This window comes from Bordetella genomosp. 7, assembly GCF_002261415.1.
In the GTDB taxonomy this organism is placed as follows: Bacteria; Pseudomonadota; Gammaproteobacteria; order Burkholderiales; family Burkholderiaceae_B; genus Bordetella_A.
Window position 1 is genome coordinate 143,902 of the sequence record NZ_NEVI01000014.1, and the last position, 25,531, is coordinate 169,432.

General features: G+C 67.7%; 25 protein-coding genes. 15 read left to right on the forward strand and 10 right to left on the reverse strand.

Annotation, left to right across the window (positions count from 1 at the left end; translation table 11 throughout):
• From CAL18_RS07620 to CAL18_RS07645, 6 genes are all read left to right on the forward strand, one after another.
• Window positions 1-993 carry an HlyD family secretion protein gene (locus CAL18_RS07620; RefSeq protein ID WP_094796614.1) on the forward strand — a complete coding sequence of 331 codons (993 nt, stop codon included), beginning with the start codon at window positions 1-3 and terminating at the stop codon, window positions 991-993.
• Window positions 990-1,937, forward strand: coding sequence for an ABC transporter ATP-binding protein (locus tag CAL18_RS07625; protein ID WP_026637941.1), 948 nt, complete (start codon window positions 990-992; stop codon window positions 1,935-1,937). Before CAL18_RS07620 ends, CAL18_RS07625 begins: the two co-directional genes overlap by 4 nt.
• Entirely contained in the window at window positions 1,934-3,079 is a 1,146-nt protein-coding gene (locus CAL18_RS07630; protein WP_026637942.1) for an ABC transporter permease, read from the forward strand. Before CAL18_RS07625 ends, CAL18_RS07630 begins: the two co-directional genes overlap by 4 nt.
• Window positions 3,080-3,112: 33 nt before the next feature.
• Window positions 3,113-4,648 (forward strand): efflux transporter outer membrane subunit, encoded by a 1,536-nt coding sequence (locus tag CAL18_RS07635; protein ID WP_094817637.1) that lies wholly within the window; start codon window positions 3,113-3,115, stop codon window positions 4,646-4,648.
• Between the two features lie 59 nt (window positions 4,649-4,707).
• Entirely contained in the window at window positions 4,708-5,484 is a 777-nt protein-coding gene (locus CAL18_RS07640; protein ID WP_094817638.1) for an NRDE family protein, read from the forward strand.
• Window positions 5,485-5,665: 181 nt separating this feature from the next.
• The gene (locus CAL18_RS07645; protein WP_094796616.1) at window positions 5,666-6,103 is read left to right on the forward strand and encodes a carboxypeptidase-like regulatory domain-containing protein; all 438 of its coding nucleotides are present in this window, start codon (window positions 5,666-5,668) and stop codon (window positions 6,101-6,103) included.
• Between the two features lie 65 nt (window positions 6,104-6,168).
• Here CAL18_RS07645 and CAL18_RS07650 read toward each other — a convergent pair whose 3' ends face one another.
• Together CAL18_RS07650 and arfB are read right to left on the reverse strand one after the other, a co-directional pair.
• Window positions 6,169-6,864: a DUF2238 domain-containing protein gene (locus CAL18_RS07650; protein ID WP_094817639.1), complete on the reverse strand. Its 696-nt coding sequence runs from the start codon at window positions 6,862-6,864 to the stop codon at window positions 6,169-6,171.
• 36 nt (window positions 6,865-6,900) lie between these two features.
• Window positions 6,901-7,317 carry an alternative ribosome rescue aminoacyl-tRNA hydrolase ArfB gene (gene arfB / locus CAL18_RS07655; protein ID WP_026637946.1) on the reverse strand — a complete coding sequence of 139 codons (417 nt, stop codon included), beginning with the start codon at window positions 7,315-7,317 and terminating at the stop codon, window positions 6,901-6,903.
• Window positions 7,318-7,418: 101 nt separating this feature from the next.
• On the opposite strand from arfB, the gene queE reads away from it, so the two are divergent.
• A complete protein-coding gene (gene queE / locus CAL18_RS07660; RefSeq protein WP_026637947.1) occupies window positions 7,419-8,051 on the forward strand; it encodes a 7-carboxy-7-deazaguanine synthase in 633 nt (210 codons plus the stop codon).
• Window positions 8,052-8,079: 28 nt separating this feature from the next.
• The gene (queD, locus tag CAL18_RS07665; protein WP_026637948.1) at window positions 8,080-8,523 is read left to right on the forward strand and encodes a 6-carboxytetrahydropterin synthase QueD; all 444 of its coding nucleotides are present in this window, start codon (window positions 8,080-8,082) and stop codon (window positions 8,521-8,523) included.
• Window positions 8,524-8,542: 19 nt separating this feature from the next.
• Here the strand turns inward: queD and CAL18_RS07670 are convergent, their stop codons facing one another.
• Together CAL18_RS07670 and CAL18_RS07675 are read right to left on the reverse strand one after the other, a co-directional pair.
• On the reverse strand, window positions 8,543-9,628 hold the full coding sequence (locus CAL18_RS07670) for a TRAP transporter substrate-binding protein (protein WP_094817640.1): 1,086 nt from the start codon (window positions 9,626-9,628) through the stop codon (window positions 8,543-8,545).
• Window positions 9,629-9,640: 12 nt separating this feature from the next.
• Entirely contained in the window at window positions 9,641-10,429 is a 789-nt protein-coding gene (locus CAL18_RS07675; protein ID WP_094817641.1) for an aldolase, read from the reverse strand.
• Between the two features lie 199 nt (window positions 10,430-10,628).
• On the opposite strand from CAL18_RS07675, the gene CAL18_RS07680 reads away from it, so the two are divergent.
• A complete protein-coding gene (locus CAL18_RS07680) occupies window positions 10,629-11,228 on the forward strand; it encodes a helix-turn-helix domain-containing protein (protein WP_094817642.1) in 600 nt (199 codons plus the stop codon).
• Between the two features lie 29 nt (window positions 11,229-11,257).
• On the opposite strand, the gene ypfH is transcribed toward CAL18_RS07680, so the two are convergent.
• Window positions 11,258-11,956 carry an esterase gene (gene ypfH / locus CAL18_RS07685; RefSeq protein WP_094796620.1) on the reverse strand — a complete coding sequence of 233 codons (699 nt, stop codon included), beginning with the start codon at window positions 11,954-11,956 and terminating at the stop codon, window positions 11,258-11,260.
• Between the two features lie 137 nt (window positions 11,957-12,093).
• On the opposite strand from ypfH, the gene imuA reads away from it, so the two are divergent.
• From imuA to CAL18_RS07700, 3 genes are read left to right on the forward strand one after another with little or no spacing between them, the layout of a single operon-like run.
• Complete coding sequence (imuA, locus tag CAL18_RS07690; protein ID WP_094817643.1) at window positions 12,094-12,798, forward strand: translesion DNA synthesis-associated protein ImuA; 705 nt, start codon at window positions 12,094-12,096, stop codon at window positions 12,796-12,798.
• Window positions 12,728-14,194: a Y-family DNA polymerase gene (locus CAL18_RS07695; RefSeq protein WP_094817644.1), complete on the forward strand. Its 1,467-nt coding sequence runs from the start codon at window positions 12,728-12,730 to the stop codon at window positions 14,192-14,194. The genes imuA and CAL18_RS07695 overlap by 71 nt, the downstream gene beginning before the upstream one ends.
• A complete protein-coding gene (locus CAL18_RS07700) occupies window positions 14,191-17,352 on the forward strand; it encodes an error-prone DNA polymerase (protein WP_283163497.1) in 3,162 nt (1,053 codons plus the stop codon). The genes CAL18_RS07695 and CAL18_RS07700 overlap by 4 nt, the downstream gene beginning before the upstream one ends.
• Window positions 17,353-17,683: 331 nt before the next feature.
• Here CAL18_RS07700 and CAL18_RS07705 read toward each other — a convergent pair whose 3' ends face one another.
• The 3 genes from CAL18_RS07705 to hmpA all read right to left on the reverse strand — a co-directional run bounded on the left by CAL18_RS07705 (window position 17,684) and on the right by hmpA (window position 20,738).
• Entirely contained in the window at window positions 17,684-18,931 is a 1,248-nt protein-coding gene (locus tag CAL18_RS07705) for a D-amino acid dehydrogenase (protein ID WP_094817645.1), read from the reverse strand.
• 134 nt (window positions 18,932-19,065) lie between these two features.
• The gene (locus CAL18_RS07710) at window positions 19,066-19,503 is read right to left on the reverse strand and encodes an Rrf2 family transcriptional regulator (protein ID WP_026637956.1); all 438 of its coding nucleotides are present in this window, start codon (window positions 19,501-19,503) and stop codon (window positions 19,066-19,068) included.
• 17 nt (window positions 19,504-19,520) lie between these two features.
• The gene (gene hmpA, locus CAL18_RS07715) at window positions 19,521-20,738 is read right to left on the reverse strand and encodes an NO-inducible flavohemoprotein (RefSeq protein WP_094817646.1); all 1,218 of its coding nucleotides are present in this window, start codon (window positions 20,736-20,738) and stop codon (window positions 19,521-19,523) included.
• Window positions 20,739-20,878: 140 nt separating this feature from the next.
• On the opposite strand from hmpA, the gene CAL18_RS07720 reads away from it, so the two are divergent.
• A complete protein-coding gene (locus CAL18_RS07720) occupies window positions 20,879-21,340 on the forward strand; it encodes a GatB/YqeY domain-containing protein (protein WP_026637958.1) in 462 nt (153 codons plus the stop codon).
• On the opposite strand, the gene dinB is transcribed toward CAL18_RS07720, so the two are convergent.
• Complete coding sequence (gene dinB, locus CAL18_RS07725) at window positions 21,321-22,439, reverse strand: DNA polymerase IV (RefSeq protein ID WP_094817647.1); 1,119 nt, start codon at window positions 22,437-22,439, stop codon at window positions 21,321-21,323. The genes CAL18_RS07720 and dinB overlap by 20 nt on opposite strands.
• A gap of 119 nt (window positions 22,440-22,558) precedes the next feature.
• Between dinB and CAL18_RS07730 the strand changes: the two genes are divergently transcribed.
• Window positions 22,559-22,972 (forward strand): PaaI family thioesterase, encoded by a 414-nt coding sequence (locus tag CAL18_RS07730; protein WP_026637960.1) that lies wholly within the window; start codon window positions 22,559-22,561, stop codon window positions 22,970-22,972.
• A gap of 17 nt (window positions 22,973-22,989) precedes the next feature.
• Here the strand turns inward: CAL18_RS07730 and CAL18_RS07735 are convergent, their stop codons facing one another.
• Window positions 22,990-23,439 carry a BPTD_2524 family lipoprotein gene (locus CAL18_RS07735; RefSeq protein WP_038851857.1) on the reverse strand — a complete coding sequence of 150 codons (450 nt, stop codon included), beginning with the start codon at window positions 23,437-23,439 and terminating at the stop codon, window positions 22,990-22,992.
• A 141-nt stretch (window positions 23,440-23,580) separates the two neighbouring features.
• Between CAL18_RS07735 and CAL18_RS07740 the strand changes: the two genes are divergently transcribed.
• Entirely contained in the window at window positions 23,581-25,452 is a 1,872-nt protein-coding gene (locus CAL18_RS07740; protein WP_026637962.1) for a S9 family peptidase, read from the forward strand.
• Window positions 25,453-25,531: the final 79 nt, after the last annotated feature.

Genomic DNA, 25,531 nt, shown 5'->3' on the forward strand with positions numbered 1-25,531 from the left:
ATGCCCGCCCGATCGCGCCCGCTCGCGAATCGCCGTAATCTGCGGCTGCGCCACGTTCTGGCCGCTGCCTGCCTGCCCCTGCTGCTGGCCGCCTGCGATGACAACCGCCAGGCCTTCTATCAAGGTTACGTGGAAGGCGAATTCGTCTACATGGCGCCCGAGCGCCCCGGGCGCTTGCAGGCATTGCACGTTGCGCGAGGCGACGAGGTTGCCGCCGGGGCCCCGCTTTTTTCGCTGGACGCCACGCCGGAAGCCCAGGCGCGGCGCGAAGCACGCGCCCGGCTGGACGCCGCGCGGGCGCGGCGCCTGGACCTGGACAGCGGCAAGCGCCCTCAGGAAGTCGAGGTCGTGCGCGCGCAGCTCGCGCAGGCCGACGCCGAAGCCGGCCGCGCCGCGGCGCAGTACAAGCGCGATCGCGCCCAATTCGCGGCCGGCGGCATCGCGCAAGCCCAGCTCGATGACAGCCGCGCCCAGGCGCAAGCCAGCGCCGCCCGCGCGCGCGAATTGCGCGCGCAGCTGCAGGTCGCGGAACTGCCGGGCCGGCGCGAACAATTGAAGGCGCAGGACGCCCAGGTCGAGGCGGCAAGCGCCGCGCTGGCCCAGGCTGAATGGGCCCTGGCGCAAAAGCAGGTTGCCGCCGCCCAGGCCGCACGCGTGTACGACACCATGTTCCGCCCCGGAGAATGGGTGGCGGCCGGCAACCCCGTGGTGCGCCTGCTGCCGCCGGACAACATCAAACTGCGGTTCTTCGTGCCCGAAGCGGCGCTGGGCGCGCTGCGCATCGGCCAGCGCGTGGACGTGCATTGCGACGGTTGCGGCCAGGCGATACCCGCGGCCATCACTTACGTGTCGCAGCAAGCCGAATACACCCCGCCGGTGATCTACAGCCGCGACAGCCGCGGCAAACTCGTCTACATGATCGAAGCGCACCCCGAACCGCAGGCCGCGGCGCGCCTGCATCCGGGCCAGCCCGTGGAGGTCACGCTGCAATGAGCGCAACTGCCGACAGCGAACTGGTGATCGATGTGCAGGGCCTGAGCAAGCGGTTCGGCGACAAGCAAGTGGTCAACGACGTGTCGCTGCAGGTGCGCCGGGGCGAGATCTTCGGGTTCCTGGGCCCGAACGGCAGCGGCAAGACAACCTGCATACGGCTCATGTGCGGCCTGCTTACGCCCGATTCGGGCAGCGGCACCTGCCTGGGCTACGACATCCTGACCCAAAGCGCCGACATCAAGCGCCACGTGGGATACATGACGCAGAAGTTCTCGTACTGGGAAGACCTGACCATACGCGAGAACCTCGACTTCGTCGCGCGCATGTACGAAATGCCCAACCGCCGCGACGCCGTCGACCAGGCGCTCGAAAACCTGGGCCTGCAGAGCCGCGCCAACCAGCTTACCGGCGCACTGTCGGGCGGATGGAAGCAGCGCCTGGCCCTGGCGGCCTGCCTGCTGCACGAGCCCCGGCTCCTGCTGCTGGACGAACCCACCGCGGGGGTCGACCCCACGGCGCGCCGCGACTTCTGGGAAGAGCTCCACATGCTGGCCGCGCGCGGCATTTCCGTGCTGGTCAGCACGCACTACATGGACGAAGCCGAACGCTGCCATAAGCTGGCGTACCTGGCCTATGGCCGGCTGCTGACCCAGGGCACGGCCGCCAGCGTCACCGCCGAACAGGGATTGGCGACCTGGGCCATCCACGGGCAGGATCTGGTTTCGCTGGGCCAGCGCCTGCGCAGCAGCCCCGGCGTGGACCAGACCGTTGCCTTCGGCGCGGCGCTGCACGTCAGCGGCGCCGACCACGACACGCTTGAACGCACCGTGCGCGCGGCCATCCAGGGCAGCGACCTGCGCGCCGAGCCCGTCGACACCAGCCTGGAAGACGTGTTCATCTACCTGATGAACCGCTCCACCGACAACTACGGCGGGCGGCCATGAGCGCGCGCGAGCGGCGGTTTTCGTGGCTGCGGTGGTGGAGCATGGTGCTCAAGGAATTCCTGCAGCTGCGCCGCGACCGCCTTACCTTCGGCATGATCGTGGGCATACCCATCATGGAACTGGCGCTGTTCGGATATGCCATCAACACGGACCCCAAGCAGATGCCCACGGCGGTCATCGCATCCGACCACAGCGAGTTCACGCGCACCTTCGTGTCGGCCATGAAGGCATCGGACTACTTCAATATCGTCGAAGAACTGCCCAACGAAGAGGCGGGCCGCGCAGCGCTGGCGCAGGGGCGTGTCCTGTTCGTGCTGACCATTCCGCCCGATTTCACGCGCAGTCTGCTGCGCGGCGAACGGCCCGCGCTGCTGATCGAGGCCGACGCAACCGACCCTACCGCCACGGGCATGGCGGTGGCCGCGGCCACGCAGCTGAGCCAGGCCGTGGCGCGCAAAGACCTTACCGGCCCGCTGGCGCACCTGGCCGGCGGCGAGCCGCCATTCGACGTGCGCGTGCACCGCCTGTACAACGAAGAGCAGATCGCCCAATACAACACCGTGCCCGGCCTGATGGGCGTGATATTGAGCATGACGCTGGTGATGATGACGGGCCTGGCCATGACCCGCGAACGCGAACGCGGCACCATGGAAAACCTGCTGGCCACGCCGGTGCATCCGCTGGAAGTCATGACCGGCAAGATCGTGCCCTACATTTTCATCGGGCTTGCGCAGGCCACCATCATCCTGCTGGCCGCCCGCTACGTGTTCCACGTGCCCTTCATGGGCAGCCTGGTGGCGGCATACCTGGCGGCCTCGCTGTTCGTGGCAGCCAACCTGACCGTGGGCATCACCCTGTCTTCGCTGGCGCAGAACCAGCTGCAAGCCATGCAGCTGACCACGTTCTATTTCCTGCCCAACATCCTGCTGTCGGGGTTCATGTTTCCGTTTCACGGCATGCCCATCTGGGCGCAGCACGTGGGCAACCTGCTGCCGCTGACATACTTCAACCGGCTGATCCGCGGCATCCTGCTCAAGGGCAGCGGCTGGGCCGACCTGTGGCCGCATGTATGGCCGCTGCTGCTGTTCACGGTCCTGGTCATGGCACTGGCGGTGAAGTTCTATCGCCGCACCCTGGATTGACGCATGAGCCCTTATCTTCTCGTTTCGCGATTGATGCGGCGGCCCGGCGTGGCCTGGGCCGGCGGCATCCTGGCTGCGGCCCTGTCCGGCTGCGCCGTCGGCCCCGATTTCGAGCGTCCGGCCCCGCCGGACGTACAGCGCTACGCGGCAGCGCCCGCCGCGGCGTCGACATCCGGCAACGAGTCGGTTCCCGCACAACGCCTGCATGCGGGCACGGACATCCCGGCTCAATGGTGGACGCTGTTCCGCTCGCCCGCCCTGGACCAGCTGGTGCGCCAGGCCCTGGAACACAGCCCCACACTGCAACAGGCGCGCGCACGCCTGTTGCAGGCGCAGGAAGAACTGCGCGCGCAAGCCGGCGCGCGCACCCTGCCTTCGGTTGACGCGGAAGCGTCAGGCGCGCGCCAGAAAGTCGACCCCTCGGCCTATGGCATTCCCGTCACCGAACTGCCGCCCCCCTTCACGCTGTACAACGCCTCTATCGAAGTGTCGTACACGCTGGATGTGTTCGGCGCCGAACGTCGCGCGATAGAAGGGCTGCAGGCGCAGGCCGACCACCAGCAATACGAGTTGCAGGCGGCCCGCATGATGCTCGCCGGCAACGTGGTGACAACCGCGATCCGCCAGGCCGGCCTGCAAGAGCGCCTGGACGCCCATCGCGAATTACTGGCCGCGCAGACACGCCAGCTGGCCATCCTGCGCCAGCGCCACCATGCAGGCGGCGTGTCGGCCCTGGATGTGCGGCGCCAGGAATCGCTGGTGGCGCAGGCGCGCGCCGAGCTGCCGCCCCTGGAACAAGAGCTGGATCGCGCGCGCCACCAGCTCGCGGTGTACCTGGGGCGGTTGCCGTCGCAGGCTGAGCTGCCGGCGTTGTCGCTGGCCGACCTGCAACTGCCGCTGGACGTGCCGCTGGGCGTACCGTCGCAGCTGGCGCGGCAGCGGCCGGACATCCTCGCAGCCGAATCCCTGTGGCGGCGCGCCACCGCCGACGCGGGCGTGGCCGCGGCAAACCGCTACCCCCGTTTTACGCTGACAGGCAGTTTCGGATCACAACGCACCCGGGCCGGCGACATGGCCGACGGTGTCAATGTCTGGAACCTGGCATTGGGGCTGACCCAGCCGCTGTTTCGCGGCGGCGAATTGCTGGCCCGCCAGCGCGCGGCCGAGGCGGCTTTGCAGGGCGCTGCGGCGGCTTATCGCGACACCGTGCTGCAGGGCTTCCAGCAAGTGGCCGATGCCTTGCGCGCGGTGCATGCGGATGCCGCGACCCTGCAGGCGGCCACCGAAGCCGACCAACAGGCCGAGCAGGCATATCGCATTACCGAGCGGCTTTACCAGGCGGGGGGCGTCAGTCAGCTGGCGTTGCTGGACGCCCGGCGCGAGCAATGGCGCACGCGAGCGGCGCGCGTGCAGGCCCAGGCCGACCGCTACGCAGACACCGCCGCATTGCTGCAGGCCCTGGGCGGCGGGTGGTGGAACGAGGCAGAAAGCGTATCATCCCCGCATCCGGACGCTTCGTCGTCCAATTGCCATGAATGTGCTCCCGCGTATGCCGGCCCGGCCAACTGAATCACGCCGCGCCGCGGCGCCAGCCGCAACGCAGGCGGGCACCCGACAGGAAACGTGTTATGTGTCTGGCCGTGCTGGCCCTGCATGCCGTCACCGGCATCCCGGTCTTGATCGCCGCCAATCGCGATGAATTCCATGCGCGCCCCACCCAGCCCGCGGCCGCCTGGCCGGCCCGCCCCGTCATCTATGGCGGGCGCGACCTGCGAGCCGGCGGCGCATGGATGGCCGCGAATGAGCGCGGACGCTATGCGCTCGTCACCAACTTCCGCGACCCCGCCAACGTGTTGCCCGACGCGCCGACGCGCGGCGCGCTGGTCGAAGACTATCTGCACGGCGAGGCTTCGCCCGCCGACTACGCCGCCGCGGTGCACGAGCGCGGCGGCCGGTACAACGGATTCAACCTGATCGTGGGCGATGCGGCCGTCTGCTGGTATGTCAGCAACCGCAATGGCGCGCCACGCCAGTTGACGCCCGGCATCTACGCCGTATCCAACCACCTGCTCGACACCCCGTGGCCCAAGCTGGCGCGCGTCAAGGCCGCCTTCCGGCGTGTACTGCGCGCCACGCCGCAACCCGATCTCGCGGCGTTGTACGACGCCTTGCGCGACGACACGCCGGCCGACGACGCCAGCCTGCCCGACACCGGCATCGGCCTGGCGCGCGAGCGGCTGCTGAGCAGCCCGTTCATCATCAGCCCCGATTACGGCACGCGCGGATCCACGGTGCTGGCGCTGCACGCCGGCGGGCGCGGCGAGCTGCACGAGCGCCGCTACGGCCCCGATGGCCAGCCGCAGGGCGACAGCGACCTGTTGTTCGCGTGGCGCGCCGCCCCGTGACGCGCCGGTCACACGCGCCGTAAACCGCCCGGAAACGGGACACTTGCGGAAACACCGGTTGCAACCTGTGGCGTGACGAACTCGCCGCCCGCAATATCATCTAAATGGTTACGCCCGGCGGGCCGGGCGCCCGCGAGCCCGGCCGCGGCTGGCGCCGGGCCTTTCCTATCGGAGAATGCCCATGAACCCACGCCATACTCCTTCGCGCCTGGCCGCCGCGCTGGCGGCCGGGTGCCTGGCACTGGCCGCCGGATCGGCCGGCGCGCAAACCGCCGGCGTCCTGCCGCCGGTGCAGCAGCAAGGCCAGGTGCAATATCTGACCGGGGGATTCGGTTATGACGAGTCCGAGGCCATCAAGGCCGCCAGCAGCCAGTATCCGCTGGCACTGACATTCGCGTCGTCGCAAGGCGGCGCCTACCTGGCCGACGTGCGGGTCAAGATCACCGACGCGCAAGGCGCCACGGTGCTCGATACCACTGCCAACGGCCCCTATCTGCTGGTGAAGCTGCCGGCCGGGCGCTACCACGTATCGGCCAGCTTCAAGGACGATGAAAAAACCCGGCAGATCTCCGTGCCGCAGAGCGGCACGGCGCGGGCCACATTCACCTGGAATGCCTGACCCGGCAGGCCGGGACGCAAAGCGTCGGCCGGCGCCCGGCGCCCCACGCGGCGCACCGCAGGTCGCTATGCGCCGCGTGCGGACGGGCGCGCTGCCGGCTTGAGGCTGTCGGCCCATTCGCGCGCCAGGTCGCGATGCGCGCGCCAGTTAGCCAACGCGGTCACCAGCATCGCAATGCAGGCGCCTGCGGCGGCCAGGGCCATGTCTTTCTGGGCGTCCCAGATATCGCCCTGGGTACCCAGATAGGCTGTTCCCAGGTCGCCGCCGAACATCACGGCGGCGCCCCATTCGACCAGTTCATAAAGCGCCGAGGTAGACAGCGCCACGTCCAGCGGCAGCAGGTACCCCCAGAAGCCCCGCACCTCGACCACGCGCAGGAAGATTTCGCGGATGGGATAGGCAAACAGCAGGCCATACGAAAAGTGCACCAGGCGGTCGAAATGGTTGCGCTGCCAGCCAAGCGCCTCGTTCAGGCTGTGCCCGGTCAGGGCGCGCCACCAGTCGTCGTAGGGCACCAGCGAATAGGTGTAGTGCGAGCCGACGGCATGCAGGCACATGAACAGGAAGATCAAGGTGTACGACACGCGCGAAAACGCGAACCAGCGCCGCGTGAACACCAGCGCCGCCCCAAACAGCAGCACCAGCGCGTTTTCCAGCAGCCATGCCGGACGGTCATGCGGATCAATGGCCAGTATCAGCCACCATATCGCGTACAGCGTGGCCAGCAGGCAAAGATAGGCGTGGCGAGGGGGCGCTTTCATGTGTGGGTGTCGTGGTTGGGCAAATGGGGCCGCGCTTCAGTCATCGCTGATCTTGCCCCGCAGGCGCTTGATCTCGCCGCGCAGCACTTTGCGCTGCACCCGGCGGCGCTGCGAGGCGCGCGTGGGCCGGGTGGGATGGCGCGGCTTGGCCGGCCGGGCGGCCAGCCGCACCATATCGGCCAGCCGCTCGAGCGCCTCGGCGCGGTTTTTTTCCTGGCTGCGGGAGCTCTGCGCCTTGATCACGATGACGCCTTCGCCGGACACCCGGCGGTCGGGCAGCGCGCACAGCGCTTCCTTGATGTGCGCCGGCAGGCCGGATGCGCGCACATCGAAGCGCAGATGGACGGCGCTGGATACCTTGTTGACGTTCTGGCCGCCGGCGCCCTGCGCGCGGATCATGCCGAACTCGATATCGCGTTCGTCCAGGTACAGGTCATCTTGAACGTGGTACATGGCAGGCCGTCAGTCTACGCCAGCCTGCCCGCCGCCGCGACTGGCGCCGTGCCGCTAAAATGGCGGTTTGGACAGGGCCGGCCATGTGCCGCCTGCATGGCATGACATACTCCACCAAAGAAATCTTCAAGACACTGCAGGGCGAAGGCGCCCAGGCAGGCCGCGCCGCGGTATTCTGCCGCTTTGCCGGCTGCAACCTGTGGTCGGGGCGCGAATCCGACCGTGCGGCGGCGGCCTGCACGTTCTGCGACACCGACTTCGTGGGCACCGACGGCCCGGGCGGCGGCAAGTTCGCCAGCGCGGCCCTGCTGGCCGACGCAATCGCCGCGGCATGGGGGCCGGATACGCGCGACCGCTACGTGGTGTTCACGGGCGGCGAACCCCTGCTGCAGCTCGACGCCCCCTTGCTGCACGAAGTGCACGCCCGCGGCTTTACCGTGGCCATTGAAACCAACGGCACGCTGCCCGCGCCCGACGGCGTCGACTGGATCTGTGTCAGCCCCAAGGGCAGCGCGGAAGTGGTGATCGAACGCGGGCACGAGCTCAAGCTGGTCTATCCGCAACCCGACGCGCGGCCCGAAGCGTTTGCGCACCTGGACTTCCAGCATTTCTTCCTGCAGCCCATGGATGGCCCCCGGCGCGCGGCCCACACCGAGCAGGCGGTGCAGTATTGCCTGCAGCACCCTCAATGGCGGCTCAGCCTGCAAACCCACAAATACATAGGCATTCCATGAACTGTTCACGTGCCTGGCGGAGCCACGCATGATCTCGGTGACCCGCAAACTCGAATTCGACGCCGGCCACCGCATTCCCGACCATCGCAGCCAGTGCCGAAACCTGCACGGGCATCGCTATGTTCTTGAAATCACGTTGCAGGGCGACGTGGTCGATGCGCCCGGCCAGTCCGACAACGGCATGCTGATGGACTTCTCGGAAATCAAGGCCATCGCCAAGCGTCATATCGTCGACCCCTGGGACCACGCGTTCCTGGTCTATCGCGGCGACACGGCGGTGCGCGAGTTTCTCGACAGCCTGCCCGGCCACAAGACCGTGGTGCTCGACTGCATACCCACTGCCGAAAACCTGGCGCAGGTGGTTTTCGCCACCCTGGCGCCGCACTATCACAGCCACTATGGCGCGCAACTGCGCCTGGCGCGCGTACGCCTGTACGAGACCCCCAACTGCTGGGCCGACTGCACGGGCTAGCGGCCAGGCGACCAGCTCGCTATAGGCCCTGCTGGCGGGTCGCCATCAGGTAGTTCTCGGCGGCGCCGTCGTTGACGCTGGCCCACAGCAGCTGGTCATTGCGGAAGGCTCGCCACGAGGTCAGCACTTTCGCAAAGGCTGGATTCTTGCCGGCGTATTCCTCCAGCACCTCGCGCGTGGCGCGCTGCATGGCGTGCATGACCTCGGGCGGCCACGACTTCAGCTTGACGCCCTGCCCCACCAGGCGCTTGAGCGCCCCGATATTGTTGGCGTCGTATTTGGCGAGGAGGTCATCGGCCGCGAGTGCGCTGGCCGCACGCAGGGCCTCCTGGTAGCGGGGCGGGAGCCTGGCCCAGCTGTCGCGGTTGACGGTGACGCACAGATTGGCGCCCAGCTCCATGACGCCGGGGCCGTAGTAATACTGGGCCACCTTGGCAAAGCCCAGCTTCTCGTCATCGTAGGGGCCCACGAATTCCACGGCATCGAGCGCGCCTTTCTCCAGGGCGGGGTAGATATCGCTGCCGGCCACCTGCTGTGGAATGGCGCCCAGCTTCTGGTACACCATGCTGAGCAGCCCGGGCGTACGGATTCGCAAGCCCTTGAAATCGGCGGGAGTGTTGATTTCCTTGCGGAACCAGCCGCCCATCTGCGCGCCCGTGTTGCCGCACGGAATCGCCAGGGCGTTGAAGCCGGCATACAGCTCATCGATCAACTGCGCGCCGCCGCCATACAGCAGCCACGCATTGTGCTGACGCGGGGTCAACCCGAACGGCACGCCCGTGTCGAACACCAGCGCAGGCTCTTTGCCCACGTAATAAAAACCCGCCGTGTGGCCGCATTCGGTGGTGCCATTCTGCACCGCATCCAGCACCTGCAGCGGCGGCACCAGTTCTCCCGCCGAAAACGGCCGGATGCTGAACTTGCCATCGGTCAGCGCAGCCACGCGCGCGCACAGGAACTCCGCCGCTCCCCACACGGTATCGAGCGATCGCGGAAAGCTGCTGGGCATGCGCCACTGGATCACGGGCGCATCCTGCGCCACTGCCGGCGCAGCCAGCGCGGCGCCACCGGCGCCGGCGAGAGTCAGAAAACGACGTCGTTGCATGGCACGGATTCCTTAATCGATGCAATCGGGCGCCTCGCGCAGGGCGCGGCGGGCGAAATAGGCGAACGTCAGGCCCAGGATCTTGGGCTTGACCAGGAAATCATGGGCCTCGCGAGCGCGTTCGGCGGGCACCGGCTTGACCGGCCCTATTGCGCGGGCCCGCAATTGCAACGCCGCCACTTGCTCCAGCCACAAGGCCATCACCGTGGCCTCTTCGATTGACTTGCCGGCGGTCAGCATGCCGTGGTTGGCCAGCAGAATGGCGCGCTTGTCGCCCAACGCGCTCGAAATGATCTGGCCCTCGTCGTCACCGATGGGCAGGCCCGGCCATTCGGCCAGGTAGGCGCAATCATCGAAGAAAGGCGTGGCGTCCATGTGGGCTACCACCAGCGGCTCGCCCACCATCGACAGCGCAGACACCGCGGGTGGATGCGTATGCACAATGCACTGCACGTCGGGCCGGTGCCGGTAGATCCACGCGTGAAAACGGTTGGCGGGGTTGGGCAGCGACTTGCCGTCCAGCGGGTTGATGTCTTCATCGATGAGGATCAACTCGCTGGCGCGGGCCTCGTCGGCGCCCAGGCCGAACGGCAAGGTCCAGATCGTGCCCGGCTGGTCGCCGCGCGCGGTGATCTGGCCGGCCAAGCCACCGTGCCAATGGCCTTGCGCGGCCAGCATGCGGCAGGCCAGCGCCATTTTCTGGGCGGAGGTCCAGTCGGCCTGCTGCGTCGCGCGTTCTTCGATCTCGCGATCGACACGGCGGCGCAGCGCGTCCTTGTCTTGGGAAGCGTAATCAGACATCAATCATCATCCTGGTAAATGCCGGCTGGCGCGAAGGCCTGCCTGATGTAGTTTTTGTGGTTGCCTTTTAGGCAACTTGTTGTCTAACGTACAAACAATTGCCTGATTCCTCAACAAGGGGAAACCCGCAGGGCGCCCCTGCCACACAATCACAAAAGTGGCATCATGCAGCCTTCGCCGTCCTGACTGCCCTTCATCCATGCCGCCGAAACGCCGCACACTCGCCGCCGCCACCGCCCCCGATGCCCAGCAGGTGGGATTGCGGATACGGGCGATGCGCCGCCAGCGCAAGTTGACACTGGCGGGGTTGTCCGAACTGACCCAGCTCGACAAAGGCTTCCTGTCGCGCCTGGAGCGCGGCGAGAAATTCGCGTCGGTGGGGTCGTTGCACACCGTGGCGGTGGCCCTGGGTACGTCGCTGTCGGCGCTGCTGGGCGAAACCGATCCGCAGGATGAAATCCACGTCGTGCGCGCCGACGAACGGCACAGGGTGGCGACGGCGCCCGGCGATCCGGGCGAGCACGCCTACGAAGCCATTACGATGGGCGCGCCCAACAGCGGTCTGTCGGTAATGGTGGTGCAGGTAGGCACGCATGGCCAACAGAGCGTGGCGCGCCACAACGGAGACGAACTGATCTTCGTGCTGGAAGGCCGGGTGCGGGTGCATTTCGGCGAACATACCGTCGTGCTCGAACGCGACGACAGCGTGCGCTTTCCGGGATACCTGCCCCACAGCCTGAGCGCCGAGGGCCGCAAGACCGCCCGTGCGCTGGTCATCATCGCCAGCGGCCAGGCCTGAAGCCGCGGCGGCCGGAAGGCGGGAACAAGCTAATGCAGGGTCGTGCCCTGGGGCGGTGTCTGGGACAGACCCAGGGCCGCTTCCCAGCTGCGCAGCGGCACACAGGTTTGCAGGCGTTCAATGGCCCGTTGCACCAGGGCCGGATGCAACGAGTGGCCGACGCGGCTGGCAACGTCTATCGTGGCATCGCCATGCAGCGCCTGCAGCCGCGCCTGCGCGGCCTGCGTATGCCCCACGGCCATCACCGGATCATCGGCGCCATGCAGCAGGTGGATGGTGGTGTATTGCGGCGCTGCCTTGGGCAGCTGGGCATACCGGCCGGAAAACGCCAACACGCGCCCGGCCAACCCATCGTGGGCCTGCACGGCTTCGAGCGCCATGATCGCGCCTTGTGAAAACCCCGCCAGTGCGGTGTCGGATTGCAGCAGGCCGAACCGCGCCTGCGCCCCGCGAACGTAATCGACCAGGGCCGGCATGGCACGGGCCACGCGTTCGGGGCGGTTGTCGTCGGTGACGCCGCTGACCGAGAACCACTGCCGGCCGGCAGCGGCGCCGTCATAGGGTTCGAAGCCGGCCGGGACCAGGATCGCGGCCTGCGGGAACGCCCCGCGCAGGGCCTGCGCCAGCGGCTGCATGTCCTGGGGCGTGCCCCCCACGCCGTGCAGCAGGATGAACAACTGCCTGATATCGGCGGCAGGCAGGGATTCGTAGGCGTCGGCGTGGGACATGAGAGGAACGGGGCGCGGCTGTGGATGTGGCGTTGGATCATTGTAGACCTGGGGGCACGACGGTGATGCGGCGCGAATAGGCCAGCCCACTTCCTCGGACAAATACTGTATATTTGTACAGTAAATACGTTTTTGCCATGCAGCCCGAACACATCCACCCCGCCCTGTGGCGCGCCACGCAATTGGCGCGCAGCGCCGCCCGCGGCGTGCCCACCGGCCATGCCGCACTGTCTGCGCAGTTGCCCGCGGGCGGGTGGCCGCAGGGCGCGCTGGTCGAACTGCTGGCCCCCCATCCCGGCATTGGCGAAATCCGCCTGTTGCAGCCGGCGCTGGCCCAACTCGACCGCCGCCATGTCATCGCGCTGGTGCAGCCTCCTCATGTCCCGCATCTGGCCTGCTGGCAAGGCTGGCGGCTGGATCCCCGGCAACTGCTCTGGGTGGCGCCCGAACGTCCTGCCGACGCCCTGTGGGCTGCCGAGCAAATCCTGAAACACGGCACTTGCGGGGCCTTGATGTGCTGGCTGCCCCGGGCGCGGCCCGAGGCATTGCGCCGGCTGCACCTGGCGGCCCAGGGCCACGACACGCTGTGCTTCATCCTGCGTCCGGCTACGGCGGCCCAGCAGGCTTCGCCTGCGCCGCTGCGCCTGGCCCTGGCCCCCGCCCCCGGCGGGCTGTCGGTTCATATCCTGAAGCGGCGCGGGCCGGCCTGCGCCGAACCCCTGCATATCCTTTTCGAGCCCGCTTCGGCGCCGGCTTACGCCCCCACTCGCCATGCCCCTCTGGATCGCCGTCTTCCTGCGCTGCCTGCCGCTGGACGCCGCACGCCCTCAGTGGTCTCCTGATGCGGCGTTTGCGGTGCTGGACCACGAACGCATCGCCGCCCTGACGCCGGCAGCGGCCGCCGCCGGGTTGCGGGCCGGCATGCGCCGCGCGGGCGCGGCCGCCATGGCGCCCGATATTCCGCTGCTGGATCGCGATGCGCCTGCCGAAAACACGCTGCTGCACGAAGCCTCGCTGGCCCTGCTGCAGTACACGCCCGACATCGCCCTGGCCGGCCCGGATACCGTGTTGCTGCAAGTGGGCGCCAGCCTGACGTATTTCGGCGGGCCGCGCGCCCTGCACCGGCGCGTGGCCGCCACCTTGCGCGCCATGAGCCTGCATGCCCGGCTGGGCATGGCCCCTACCGCCCAGGGCGCCTGGCTGCTGGCACACCACGCGGCGGCCCGCACACCGCGCCGGGCATTGCAGGCGGCAACCCTGGCGCGGCGCCTCGATGCCCTGCCCTGCGCCCTGCTGCCGGGCGCCAGGCCCCGCCTGGAATGGCTGGGCGACCTGGGCTGCCATACGCTGGGCGCCTTGCGCCGCCTGCCCCGCGCCGGTCTGCAGCGGCGCTGCGGTACCACGCTCACCCAAGAGCTCGATGCCGCCTACGGCACGCAACCCGAATGCCACGCCTGGATCCAGCCGCCCGCGCGCTTCCGGCAACGGCTGGAACTGCCCGATTATCTCCAGCACGCCGACGCCCTGCTGGCCTGGACGCGCCGCCTGCTCGAACCCCTGTGCGGCTGGCTGGCTGCACGGCGGCGCGCCGTGCAGCACCTGAACCTGATCCTCGAACACGAACGCGGCCGGCACGCCCGGGCCCCTATCGAATTGCCCCTGAGCCTGGCCCAGCCGGCATGGCAACAGTCGCACCTGCTGGATCTGCTGCGCGAAAAACTCGACCGCCTGCAACTCCAGGCCCCGGTCATCGCCCTGGTGCTCAGCGTGACCGACACCGTGGAACAGCCCGCCGCCAGCGCCTGCCTGTTTCCCGAACCCGGCGGCACTCCCGCCGAACATGCCCGGCTGATCGACCTGCTCAGCGCCCGGCTGGGCCGCCATCGGGTATTGCATGCCCAGCCCGTGGCCGATCATCGCCCTGAAGTCGCCAACGGCTGGCAAGCCGCGCAAGACGGCCCGGCCGGCATGGCCGCCCATCCCGGGCCGCTGGACCGGCCCTTCTGGCTGCTTGATCCGCCCCTGCAACTGACAGAAGCGGGACATCGTCCCGTTTATGCCGGACAGGCCTTGCGACTGGTGCGCGGCCCCGAGCGCATCGAAAGCGGCTGGTGGGACGCGCCCCTGACGGTGCGCGACTACTTCGTGGCCGAAGATGCCGCCACAGTGCGCTACTGGATCTACCGCGAGCGCGATACCGAGCACGCGCGCTGGTTTCTGCACGGACGCTACGCATGATGCAGTCTGCCTTGCCCGGCCTGCTGCCGGCCTATGCCGAATTGCAGTGCCTGTCGAATTTTTCTTTCCTGCAAGGCGCCTCGCATCCCGGCGAGCTGGTGGAACAGGCCGCGCAGCTGGGCTACGCCGCGCTGGCCATCACCGACGAGTGCTCGCTGGCGGGCGTGGTGCGGGCGCACGTGGCGGCCAAGGCATGCAACCTGTCGCTCATCATCGGCAGCACCCTGGTCTTGCAGCAAGGCCCCGATACGCCGCCATTGACGCTGGTACTGCTGGCGCAGAACCGTGAAGGCTACGGCAACCTGTCCGAACTGATCACCTGGGCGCGCTCGCGCGCGCCCAAGGGCGAATACCGCCTGTATGCCGATGACATCGCCGCACCCGCGCCCGCCCACGCACACCTGCGCGGCATGCCCGATTGCCTGGCCATCCTGGCGCCGCCGGCCGGCATCGATGCCGACACCCTGGCCGCGCAGGCCTGCTGGGTGGCGCGGCATTTCGCCGGCCGCGCGTGGGTGGGCCTGACCCTGCTGCACCACGCCCGCGACGACCTGCATCGCGCGGCCGTGCAGCACGCCGCACAGGCCAGCGGGCTGCCGGTGGTGGCCGTGGGTTGCGTGCAGATGCACCTGCGCTCACGCAAGCCGCTGCACGATACCCTGGCAGCCATACGCACCCGGCGCAGCGTGGCGCAATGCGGCTACAGCCTGCAGGCCAACGCCGAACAGCACTTGCGCACCCGCCTGCGGCTCGCGTCGCTGTACCCGCCCGAAACCCTGGCCCAGACCCTGGCCATCGCGCAACGCTGCGCCTTTTCGCTTGATCAGCTGCGTTACGAATATCCCGATGAAATCGTGCCCCCCGGCGCCACGCCCGCAAGCTATCTGCGCCAGGAAGTCTATGCGGGCATGCGCCGCCGCTACCCGGGCGAGATTCCCGCCACCGTGGTGGCGCTGGTCGAAAAAGAACTGGCCTTGATTTCCGAACTGAAGTACGAACCCTACTTCCTCACGGTGTACGACATCGTGCAATATGCGCGCCGCAACAACATCCTGTGCCAGGGGCGCGGCTCGGCCGCCAATTCGGCGGTGTGCTATTGCCTGGGCATTACCGCGGTGCCGCCAGACAAAAGCCAGGCGCTGTTCGAACGCTTCATCAGCAAAGAACGCAACGAGCCGCCTGATATCGATGTGGACTTCGAACACCAGCGGCGCGAAGAAGTCATTCAATACATCTACACAAAATACGGGCGGCACCGCGCCGCGCTGACGGGCGTGGTGATTTCATACCGCCCGCGCAGCGTGCTGCGCGATACCGGCCGCGCGCTGGGCATCGACCCGGGCATCATCGACGCGGTGGCGCGCGCGCACCAATGGTGGGACGGCAAGCATGCCATGCTGAACACGCTGGGCAATTGCGGGCTGGATCCGGCATCGCGCGAGGCGCGGCATTGGGCCGCGCTGGCCGAGACGCTGATGGGCTTTCCCCGCCACCTGTCGCAGCACCCCGGTGGCTTTGTCATCGCGCGCGACAACCTGGCCCGCCTGGTGCCCATCGAAAACGCCGCCATGCCCGACCGCAGCGTCGTGCAATGGGACAAGGACGACCTCGACGCCCTGGGCCTGCTCAAGGTCGACATCCTGGCGCTGGGCATGCTGTCTGTCCTGCATCGCGCCCTGGACCTGGCCGCCCGGCGGCGCGGCCAGCCCCTGGCGCTGCAGGATATTCCGCAAGACGACCCGGCCACCTACGACATGATCTGCGCCGCCGACACCGTGGGCGTTTTCCAGATCGAATCGCGTGCGCAAATGAGCATGCTGCCGCGCCTGCAGCCGCGCGAATACTACGACCTGGTGGTGCAGGTGGCCATCGTGCGGCCGGGTCCGATACAGGGCGGCATGGTGCATCCGTACTTGCGCCGGCGCCAGAAGCAGGAACGCGTGACCTATCCCAGCAAGGCCGTGGAAACCGTGCTGTCGCGCACGCTGGGCGTACCGATCTTCCAGGAACAGGTCATGCAGATCGCCATGGTGGCGGCCGATTTCACTCCAGGCGAAGCCGACGAACTGCGGCGTTCGATGGCAGCCTGGAAACGCAAGGGCGGCATCGACCGCTTCAACAAGAAGCTGGTGCAGGGTTTGCTCAAGAACGGCTACAGCATGGCATTCGCCGAGGCCATCATCCGCCAGATCGAAGGGTTCGGCGAATATGGTTTCCCCGAAAGCCACGCGGCCAGTTTCGCACTGCTGGCCTACGCGAGCTCCTGGCTCAAGTGTCACGAGCCGGAGGCGTTCCTGGCCGCCTTGCTCAATTCGCAGCCCATGGGGTTTTATGCGCCCGCGCAACTGGTGCAGGATGCCCGCCGGCACGGCGTCACCGTACTGCCCGCAGACGTCTCATCCAGCGGATGGGAAGCCGGCCTGGAAGGCCTGCCCGACGCGCCAGGCCGTCCGGCTGTGCGCCTGGGCCTGAACCAGGTGCAGGGGCTTGCGGAAGCCGCCGCACGGCGTATTGAGCAGGCGCGCGCGCAAGCGCCGTTTTCGGACACGCGCGACCTGGGCCGCCGCGCGGCGCTGACGCGGCGTGATCTGGATGCGCTGGCCGCGGCCGATGCGTTGAACAGCCTGGCCGGCCACCGCCGCCTGGCCAGTTGGGAAGCCAGCGCCAGCGTGGCCCATCGCGATTTGCTGCGCGATGCGGATAGCGCCGATACCGATGCGCCCGTGTTGCCCGACCCTACCGAGGGGCAATCGGTTTCGGCTGACTATCGCAGCCTGCGCCTGACGCTGCGCAGCCATCCGCTGGCGTTGCTGCGGTCTCGTCTGGGAGCGTTGCGATTCGAGCCCGCCGAGGTGCTCAATACCTATCCCGACCGGCGCCTGGCGCGGGCCTGCGGGCTGGTTACGGTGCGCCAGCGGCCTCAGACGGCCAAGGGAACGATTTTCGTGACACTGGAAGACGAAACCGGGCCCGTCAATGTGGTGGTGCGCACGGAGCTTATCGAGCGCCAGCGCCGCGAATTGCTGGGGGCGACGCTGCTTGGGGTGTACGGGGTGTGGCAGAACGTCGGCGGCGTGCGGCACCTGATCGCACGGCGGCTGGTGGATTTATCGGGTTTGCTGGGAAATCTGCAGGCGCGGAGCCGGAATTTTCATTGATCCGGTCTTTGTGGTTCTTTCCGGGCGCGGGAAATTTTCAGGGCGATAAAGTGGATGGTTGCCGGGGGGTGCGTTTTCTTGGGCCGTCCTGCCCGGTCTGCGCGGGCGGGCGGTGCACGTGCGTCGGGCTCGGGTGCATACAGGCACCCTCGGCCGGCTGCGCCGGCTGCCCCGCCGCCCAACGCACCGCCCGCCCGCGCAGACCGGGCAGGACTATGCCTGGATTCAACGAAGCGTCAGCGTTCCCGTTGTATCGCCCCTTCGTGGCAACCCGTGGACGCGCACGGCAAGGCGACTCAAGAACTCAAAGCATCTACAGCAAGCCGTCCGCCTACGGCCGAAACGGCAGCGCATCGATAGGCAGTTCCAGCCCCGACATCTGCGCGGTCAGCAGCGCCGCGCTGCCGCACGCCAGCGTAAAGCCCAGTGCGCCATGGCCGATGTTCAGCCACAGATTGTCGGCCACCCGCGCGGCGCCGATTTGCGGCTTGCCGGTGGGCGTGGCCGGACGCAAGCCGGCCCACGCTTCGGCCTTGCTCAAGTCCAGGTTCGGGAAAATCTCGTGCACCTGCCGCTTGAGCAGGGCAATGCGCGCGGGATCGATATCGGCGTCGGCACTGCCTATGTCTACCATCGCGGCGATGCGCAGCACGCCACCGACGCGCGCATACACGATGCGCCGCTCGTAATCGGTGACGCTGATGGCCGGTGCGGTGGTGTCACCCGGTTCCAGCGGCACGGTCAGGCTATAGCCCTTCAGCGGATACAGCGGCAAGTCCTGGCCCAGCGGCTTGATGAGCGCGCGCGCGCCCATGCCGGCCGCCAGCACCACGGCGTCGGCGGCTATGTCGCCCGTTGCGGTTTCCACCGCCACGATCTTGCGGCCTTCGCGCCGCAACCGGTGCACGGGGCTGGCCATGCGGCATTCGACATTGCCCAGCGCCTGCAGGCGCTTGAACAGGCCTTCGGTGAACTGGCGGCAATCGCCTGCTTCTTCGCTCGGCGTATATACCGCCCCCGCGAGGCTTGCGCCCAGCCCGGCCAGGGCGGGTTCGAGTTCCAGTGTTTCTACCGCATCCAGGACGCGCTGCTCGGCGCCCAGCGAAGCCTGGTAGGCCACGAGCTTGCGGGCCTTCTCGAGCAGCTCAGGGCTGCGGTAGGCAATCAGCTTGCCGTTGCGCACGTGGCCGAATTCCAGATTTTCTTCGGCCAGCAACCGGTGCAGCACGTCACGGCTCAGGTACGACAGCGATTGCAGTTGCGCCGTGGAAACCTGCGCCACCGACGCGCGGCAAGCCAGCGCGAAGCGCAGGCTCCACAGCCATTGGTGAGGGTCCAGGCGCGGCCGGAAGCGCAACGGAGAATCGGCCCGCAGCAGCCACGCCGGCACATTGGGCAACACGCCGGGGCCCGCCAGCGGCGCCACATAGCTGTAGCTGAGCTGCCCGCCGTTGGCATAGCTGGACACCGTCGCCGGATTGGCGCGGCTGTCGACCAGGACAACCTCGTGACCCTGCCGGGCAAGAAAATAGGCCGAGGTGACTCCCACCACCCCGGCGCCGATTACGCAGATTTTCATGGCAAACCTTGAACAATCATTCCAAGGTCATTGTGGGACGCGGGGGCGCGTGGCACAAATGCCAATGCGGCGGGCACCCATAACCTAAGGTTTGCTCCGCGAAAAACGCGGGAAATTCCGCCATGGCAGGCCGTTCAGGCCGCCCGGTACAACTGCACAATGGCCTCGCCGGTGGGCGCGCGCACCAGATCGGCCAGGGTGTGCCGGTTCAGCGTGTCGAAAAAGACCTGCAGGCCGTCGGCCAACAGGCCCGACAAGCGGCACATGCCATTGAGCGCGCACGGGGGCTGCGCGCAGTTGATGAGCTGGCCCTGGCGCTCGAGGGTGTGCACCAGGTCGCCCAGGCGGTACGCCGTGGGCGGGTGGGCCAGCCGCAGGCCGCCGCCCTTGCCCCGCGTGGTGGCCACCCAGCCCTGCTGGCCCAGGAAGTGCACCACCTTGACCATATGATTGCGCGATACCGCGAAACGCTCGGCGATCTCGGGAATCGTCACGGGCGTCTCGCGCGCCCCCGCCTGCGTCAGGTACATCAGTACGCGCAGGCCGAAGTCGGTGTATCGGGTCAGTTGCATGGGGCCAGACTATACCGCTATGCGCCCGGCCCGCCCGTGCCGAATACTTCGGCATGGATGCGCTGGGGCGGCACGCCCAGTTCAGACAGCGCGCGGCGCTGTTCGTCCATGAACGGCAGCGGCCCGCACAAGTAGTAATCGGCGTCCGGCAGCACCGCCACATCGCGTATGGCGTGCAGATCGACCCGGCCGGAATAGTCGTAATCGATGCCGGGCTGGTCTTCGGCGCCCACCGTTTCGTAGTAAACGATCTTGCGCACGTTGGGCCGCTCTTGCGCCACGGCGTTGACGTGCTGTTTCATGGCATGCACCGAGCGGTCGCGGCAAGCATGCACGAAACGGATCTGGCGGCCGTCGTCGCGCGCCACCAGGTAGTTCAGCATCGACACCATGGGAGTCAGCCCCACGCCGCCGCTGAGCAGCACCACGGGCGCGGCGCGCTGGTCGTCGAGCGTGAAATCGCCCTGCGGCGGCGCCAGGTCGAGCACATCGCCTTCGTTGATGTGGTTATGCAAAACGTTCGATACGCTGCCGGCGGGCGCCCCGCCCCGGCCGCCTTCGCGCTTGACGGAGATGCGCAGGCGGCCCTGGCCCGGCGCGTCGGACAGGCTGTATTGGCGCGGCTGCATCAACCCCAGTTCGGGCACATAGACCCGTAGCGAGATGTACTGGCCCGGCAGGTATCCGGGCACCGGGCCGCCGTCGGCGGGCGCCAGGTAAAACGAGGTGATCTCGGCACTTTCGGGCACCTTGCGTTCCACCCGGAAGGCGCGCCAGCCCGTCCAGCCGCCCTCTTTGCTGGCCGACTGCGCATACAGGCGCGCTTCTTCGGCGATCAGCAGGTCGGCCAATTGGCCGTAGGCGGCCGCCCAGGCGGCGACGAGTTCGTCCGTGGCGGCCTCGCCCAGCACTTCGCGGATGGACGCCAGCAAGTGCTTGCCCACAATGGCGTAGTGCTCGGGGCGTATGCCCAGGCTGACATGCTTGTGCACGATGCGCGTGATGACCGGCGCCAGCACCGACGGATCGTCAATGTGTTCCGCGTAGGCAGCCACGGCCGCCGCCAACGCCTGCTGCTGCTGCCCGCCTTCCTGGTGGCCCTGGTTGAAAACCTGCTTCAGTTCCGGGTTGTGCTGGAACATGCGCGCATAGAAATGGCAGGTAAGCGCCTCGCCATGGGTTTTCAGAACAGGCGCCGTGGACTTCACCAGCGTGCGGACTTCCTGGCTCAACATGTGTACTGCTCCTTTCACGATAAAACTTGAACATGTATTTATTTTACATGTTTAAACGACCGCGCGCCGCGCGCGTTTGCGCAGCGCCCGCGCGCCCGGTTAAAACATGGGTTCAGCCGTATCCCATTAAAGGTATTTTCATGAGCAGCAACTCGCTCAAGACCCGCTTGTCCGATGCCATCAAAGACGCCATGCGCGCGCGCGACTCGCAGCGCCTTGCTACCCTGAGGTTCCTGTCCGCCGCCATCAAGCAGAAAGAAGTCGACGACCGCCACGAACTGAGCGATGCCGACATCACGGCCGTCATCGAAAAACAGGTCAAGCAGCGACGCGAATCCATCACGGCATACGAAAAAGCCGGCCGCCTGGAAACCGCCGCCCAGGAAACCGCCGAACTCGATGTGCTGCGCGAATTCCTGCCGCAGGCCGCCACCCCGGAAGAAATCGACGCGGCCATCAGCGCCGCGCTGGCAGCGGTGGCCGCGCAAGGCGTCAGCGGCGGCCCGGCCATGGGCAAGGTCATGGCCATCCTGAAACCCGCCCTTGCGGGCCGCGCCGACATGACGCTGGTATCTCAGCAGGTCAAACAGCGCCTGGTGTAGCAGCGGGCGCAGGCGCCTCGTGGCCGAACAGGTCCAGCCGGGCCTGGCGGCCCGGCACGGCGCCCTCGTCGAAATTGCTCATCCCCACGCCGGCCAGCCTGTAGCGCGTGGCGGGCGGCAGATCCACCCGCGTGCACAACTGGCGCGCCGCCTCGGCCAGCATGGCCGCCGATTCCACGGGCCGCGCCAGCGTCAGCGTGCGCGTCAGGATGCGGAAGCGGTCTGTCTTGAGCTTGAGCACCACGGTGCGTCCGATAGCTCCCTTGCGCGTGCCCTGCTCCCATACCTTGGCCGCCAGGCGCGCAAGCGTTTCGTCCAGCGCGTCCAGCCGCAAATCGGTGGCAAAGGTGGTTTCCGCCGAAATCTGCTGCAACGGCGCATCCGGCTGCACCGGGCGCGTGTCCACGCCGCGCGACAGCTCGTGCAGCCGCAACCCATAGCGGCCGAAATGATGCTCCAGCTCTGCCGCGCTGAAACGCGCCAGGTCGCCCACCGTCTGCACGCCCAGCGCCGCCAGGCGCGACTGCATCACCTTGCCCACCCCGGGCACCTTGCGCACCGGCAAGGGCTGCAGAAACGCAAGCACCTGCGAGGGCTTGATGACGAACAGGCCATCGGGCTTGTTCCAATCGGACGCGATCTTGGCCAGGAACTTGTTGGGCGCCACCCCGGCCGAAGCGGTCAACTGCGTGGCCTGCCGGATTTCATGCCGGATCGCGCGCGCGACATCGGTGGCCGACGCCAGGCCCTGCTTGTTGGCGGTGACGTCCAGATACGCCTCGTCGAGCGACAATGGCTCGACCAGGTCGGTATGGCGCATGAAAATCTGCCGCACCTGGCGCGACACGTCGCGGTATCGGTTGAAATCGGGCGGCACATAAAGCGCCTGCGGGCACAGGCGCTGCGCGCGGGCCACCGACATCGCCGAATGCACGCCGTAGCGGCGCGCCTCGTAAGAAGCCGCACAGACCACCGAGCGCGGCCCTTCCCAGGCCACCACTACCGGCAGCCCGCGCAGCGACGGGTTATCGCGCTGTTCGACAGACGCGTAGAACGCGTCCATGTCGATGTGTACGATCTTGCGCATGGGCGAAGGCATGACAGGCAACTTGCAGTACGAAGGCCGCGGGCGCACCGGCGCAACGGCGCACCGGCGCACCGGCGGAAATCGGCATATTATGACGCGCTGTCAAGCACTACCTGGAAGCTGCCGTACCCATGACCACGCCCGCGACGACCGACTATTTTGGCCTGACCATCCCGCTGATGAGCCTGCTGGGCCTGGTGCCCGAGCGCGTCGGGCCCGACCAGGCCCGCACCGTCCTGCCCTGGCGCGCCGACCTGACCAACAGCCGGGGCGACATCCATGGCGGCACCATGATGGCAGTGCTGGACTTCACGCTGAGCGCTGCGGCGCGGGGCGGCGAGCCCGGCCTGGGCATGGCCACGATAGACATGACCACCAGTTTCATGGCGCCCGGCACCACCGATCTGGTCATTGAAGCGCGTTGCCTGCGGCGCGGCGCGTCGATCGCCTTTTGCGAGGGCGAAGTGCGCGGCGCCGACGGCGAACTGGTGGCCAAGGCCTCGGCCACGTTCAAGATCATCAGGCGCCGTCCGGGCGGCGATTGAACGGCCGCCGCAGGCGCCTAGCGCGGCTGCGGCAGGGGCGCGTTGTCCTGGGGACGCGGATCGCCCGGCATGTACGCCACACAAGACGGCAATCCGTAGATGATGGCTTCGCGCATGGCGCGCACGGCGTCCTCGTTCCAGATGCCGCGGCCCCACATGGCAATGTCCACCTTCGACTGGCGCTCGCCGGTGGCGGCGATCTGCACGCGGGTCACGTCATCGCCGGTGAAAGGCGCCTCGACGCGCACCAGCGCGGTTCGCGCGGTGTCATCGATCTGGCCGTGCACGGTGTACGCCCCGGTGCCCTGCAGGCAGCGCCGGGCCTGCGCCGTCGCGGCCTGGTACGCATCGCGATAACTGGATTGCACGGAAAGGCTGTCATGCAGCCCGCCGCCGCTGGAAAGACCGGTGGAGCAGCCCGCCAGCCCCAGCGCGGCCACGGCCGCCGCCATTGCAACTCTGATCATGTCGACTCCCTGAAGTGGCTGCGATTATCCCGCAATCCGCGCGCCGCCGGCCAGCGGGCCGCCCGCGGCGGGTTCGACCACGCCGCGGCGCCTGTGGCATGATCGACAGATCGCGCCGGCCATCCGGCCCAGGAGACCGCCTTGCCCCATGCCTTGCCCCCGGCTGCCCAGCCGCCCCGCCAGTACCCCCTGAAAGACTTCTTTCGCAACCCGGACCGCGGCTACTTCCGCCTGGCCGACGACGGCCGGATGCTGGGGTTCATGCAACCCGTCGCGGTGGACGGGCACCCTGCCCGCATGAACATCTTCGTCCAGCCGCTGCAGGACGGCCGCCCCACCGGCGAGCCGCGTCGCCTGACTGGCGAAACGGCGCGCGACGTCAGCGACTTCTTCTGGAAGGGCAACGACACGGTGCTGTACCAGAAAGATTTCGGCGGCGACGAGAACTTCCACGTGCTGGCCGTCGATGCGCAAACCGGCTCGGTACGCGACCTGACGCCGTATGAGGGCGTGCGGGCGGGCATCGAAGACGACCTGCCCGACGACCCTCGCCACGTGCTCATCAGTCACAACCAGCGCGATCCGCAGGTGTTTGACGTCTACCGGGTCGACGTGCAGACGGGGGCTGCGGTGCTGGTGGCGCAGAACCCGGGCAACGTGGTGGGCTGGCAAACCGACCACGCCGGCAGGGTGCGCGCCGCGCTTGCCAGCGATGGCCTGGACACGACGCTACTGTATCGCGACGATGAAGCCGAGCCGCTGCGCCCGCTGATCACGACCGATTACCGCACCAGCGTCACGCCGCTGTTTTTCACCTTCGACGACCGGGGCTTTTATGCCTTGAGCAACCGCGGGCGGGACAAGCTTGCCCTGGTCATCATCGACCCTGCGCGTCCCGACCACGAAGAGCTGGTATACGCCACGGACGAAGTCGACCTGGACGCGGCCATGTACTCGCGCAAGCGCCGCGTGCTGACCCTGGCCGCCTACCAGACCGACAAACCGCGCCGCCACTACTTCGACGACCAGACCCAGTCGCTGTACCGACAGCTCGAAAGCCTGCTGCCCGGCTACGACGTCGCCCTGCAAGGCTGGAACCGCGACGAAGACACCTATATCGTCGCGGCCTATAACGACCGCACACCGGGTTCACGCTACCTGTTCCGCGCAGGCACGGGCGCGCTGCACAGGCTCGCCGAGATCAACCCCGCCATACCCGAGGCCGACATGTCGCCGGTGCGGCCCGTGCGTTACACCAGCCGCGACGGCCTGGAAATACACGGCTACCTGACCCTGCCCGCGGGCCGCCCGGCGCGCGGCCTGCCCTGCATTGTCAACCCGCACGGCGGCCCCTGGGCGCGCGACGGATGGGGCTACAACCCCGAAGTACAATTCCTTGCCAATCGCGGCTTCTGCGTGCTGCAGATCAACTTCCGCGGCTCTACCGGCTATGGCCGCCGCTTCTGGGAAGCCGGCTTCGGGCAATGGGGCCTGGCCATGCAGGACGACATCACCGACGGCGTACACTGGCTCATCGGGCAAGGCATTGCCGATCCGGCGCGCATCGGCATCTATGGCGGCAGCTACGGCGGGTATGCGGCGCTGGCCGGCGTGGCGTTCACGCCAGAGCTGTACGCCGCGGCGGTCGACTATGTCGGCGTGTCCAATCTGTTCACCTTCATGAACACCATTCCGCCGTACTGGAAACCGTTGCTGGCCAAGATGTACGACATGGTGGGCCATCCCGAGCGCGATCGCGAACGCCTGGCGGCCACGTCTCCCGCGTTGCACGTCGACCGCATCCGCGCGCCGCTGCTGATCGCCCAGGGGGCCCAGGACCCGCGCGTCAACAAGGCCGAAAGCGACCAGGTGGTCCAGGCATTGCGGTCGCGCGGCGTCGAGGTCCAGTATCTGGTCAAAGACAACGAAGGGCACGGATTTCACAATGACGAAAACAAGTTCGAGTTCTACGCCGCCATGGAGGCGTTTTTTGTAGAACACCTGCAACCATAATGCACAGCCTGGGCGGCGCGGCCGGCATGGCCACGCCGCTCTGCCATCTTTAGTTACGAAACCTAATGGGCCCTTGATG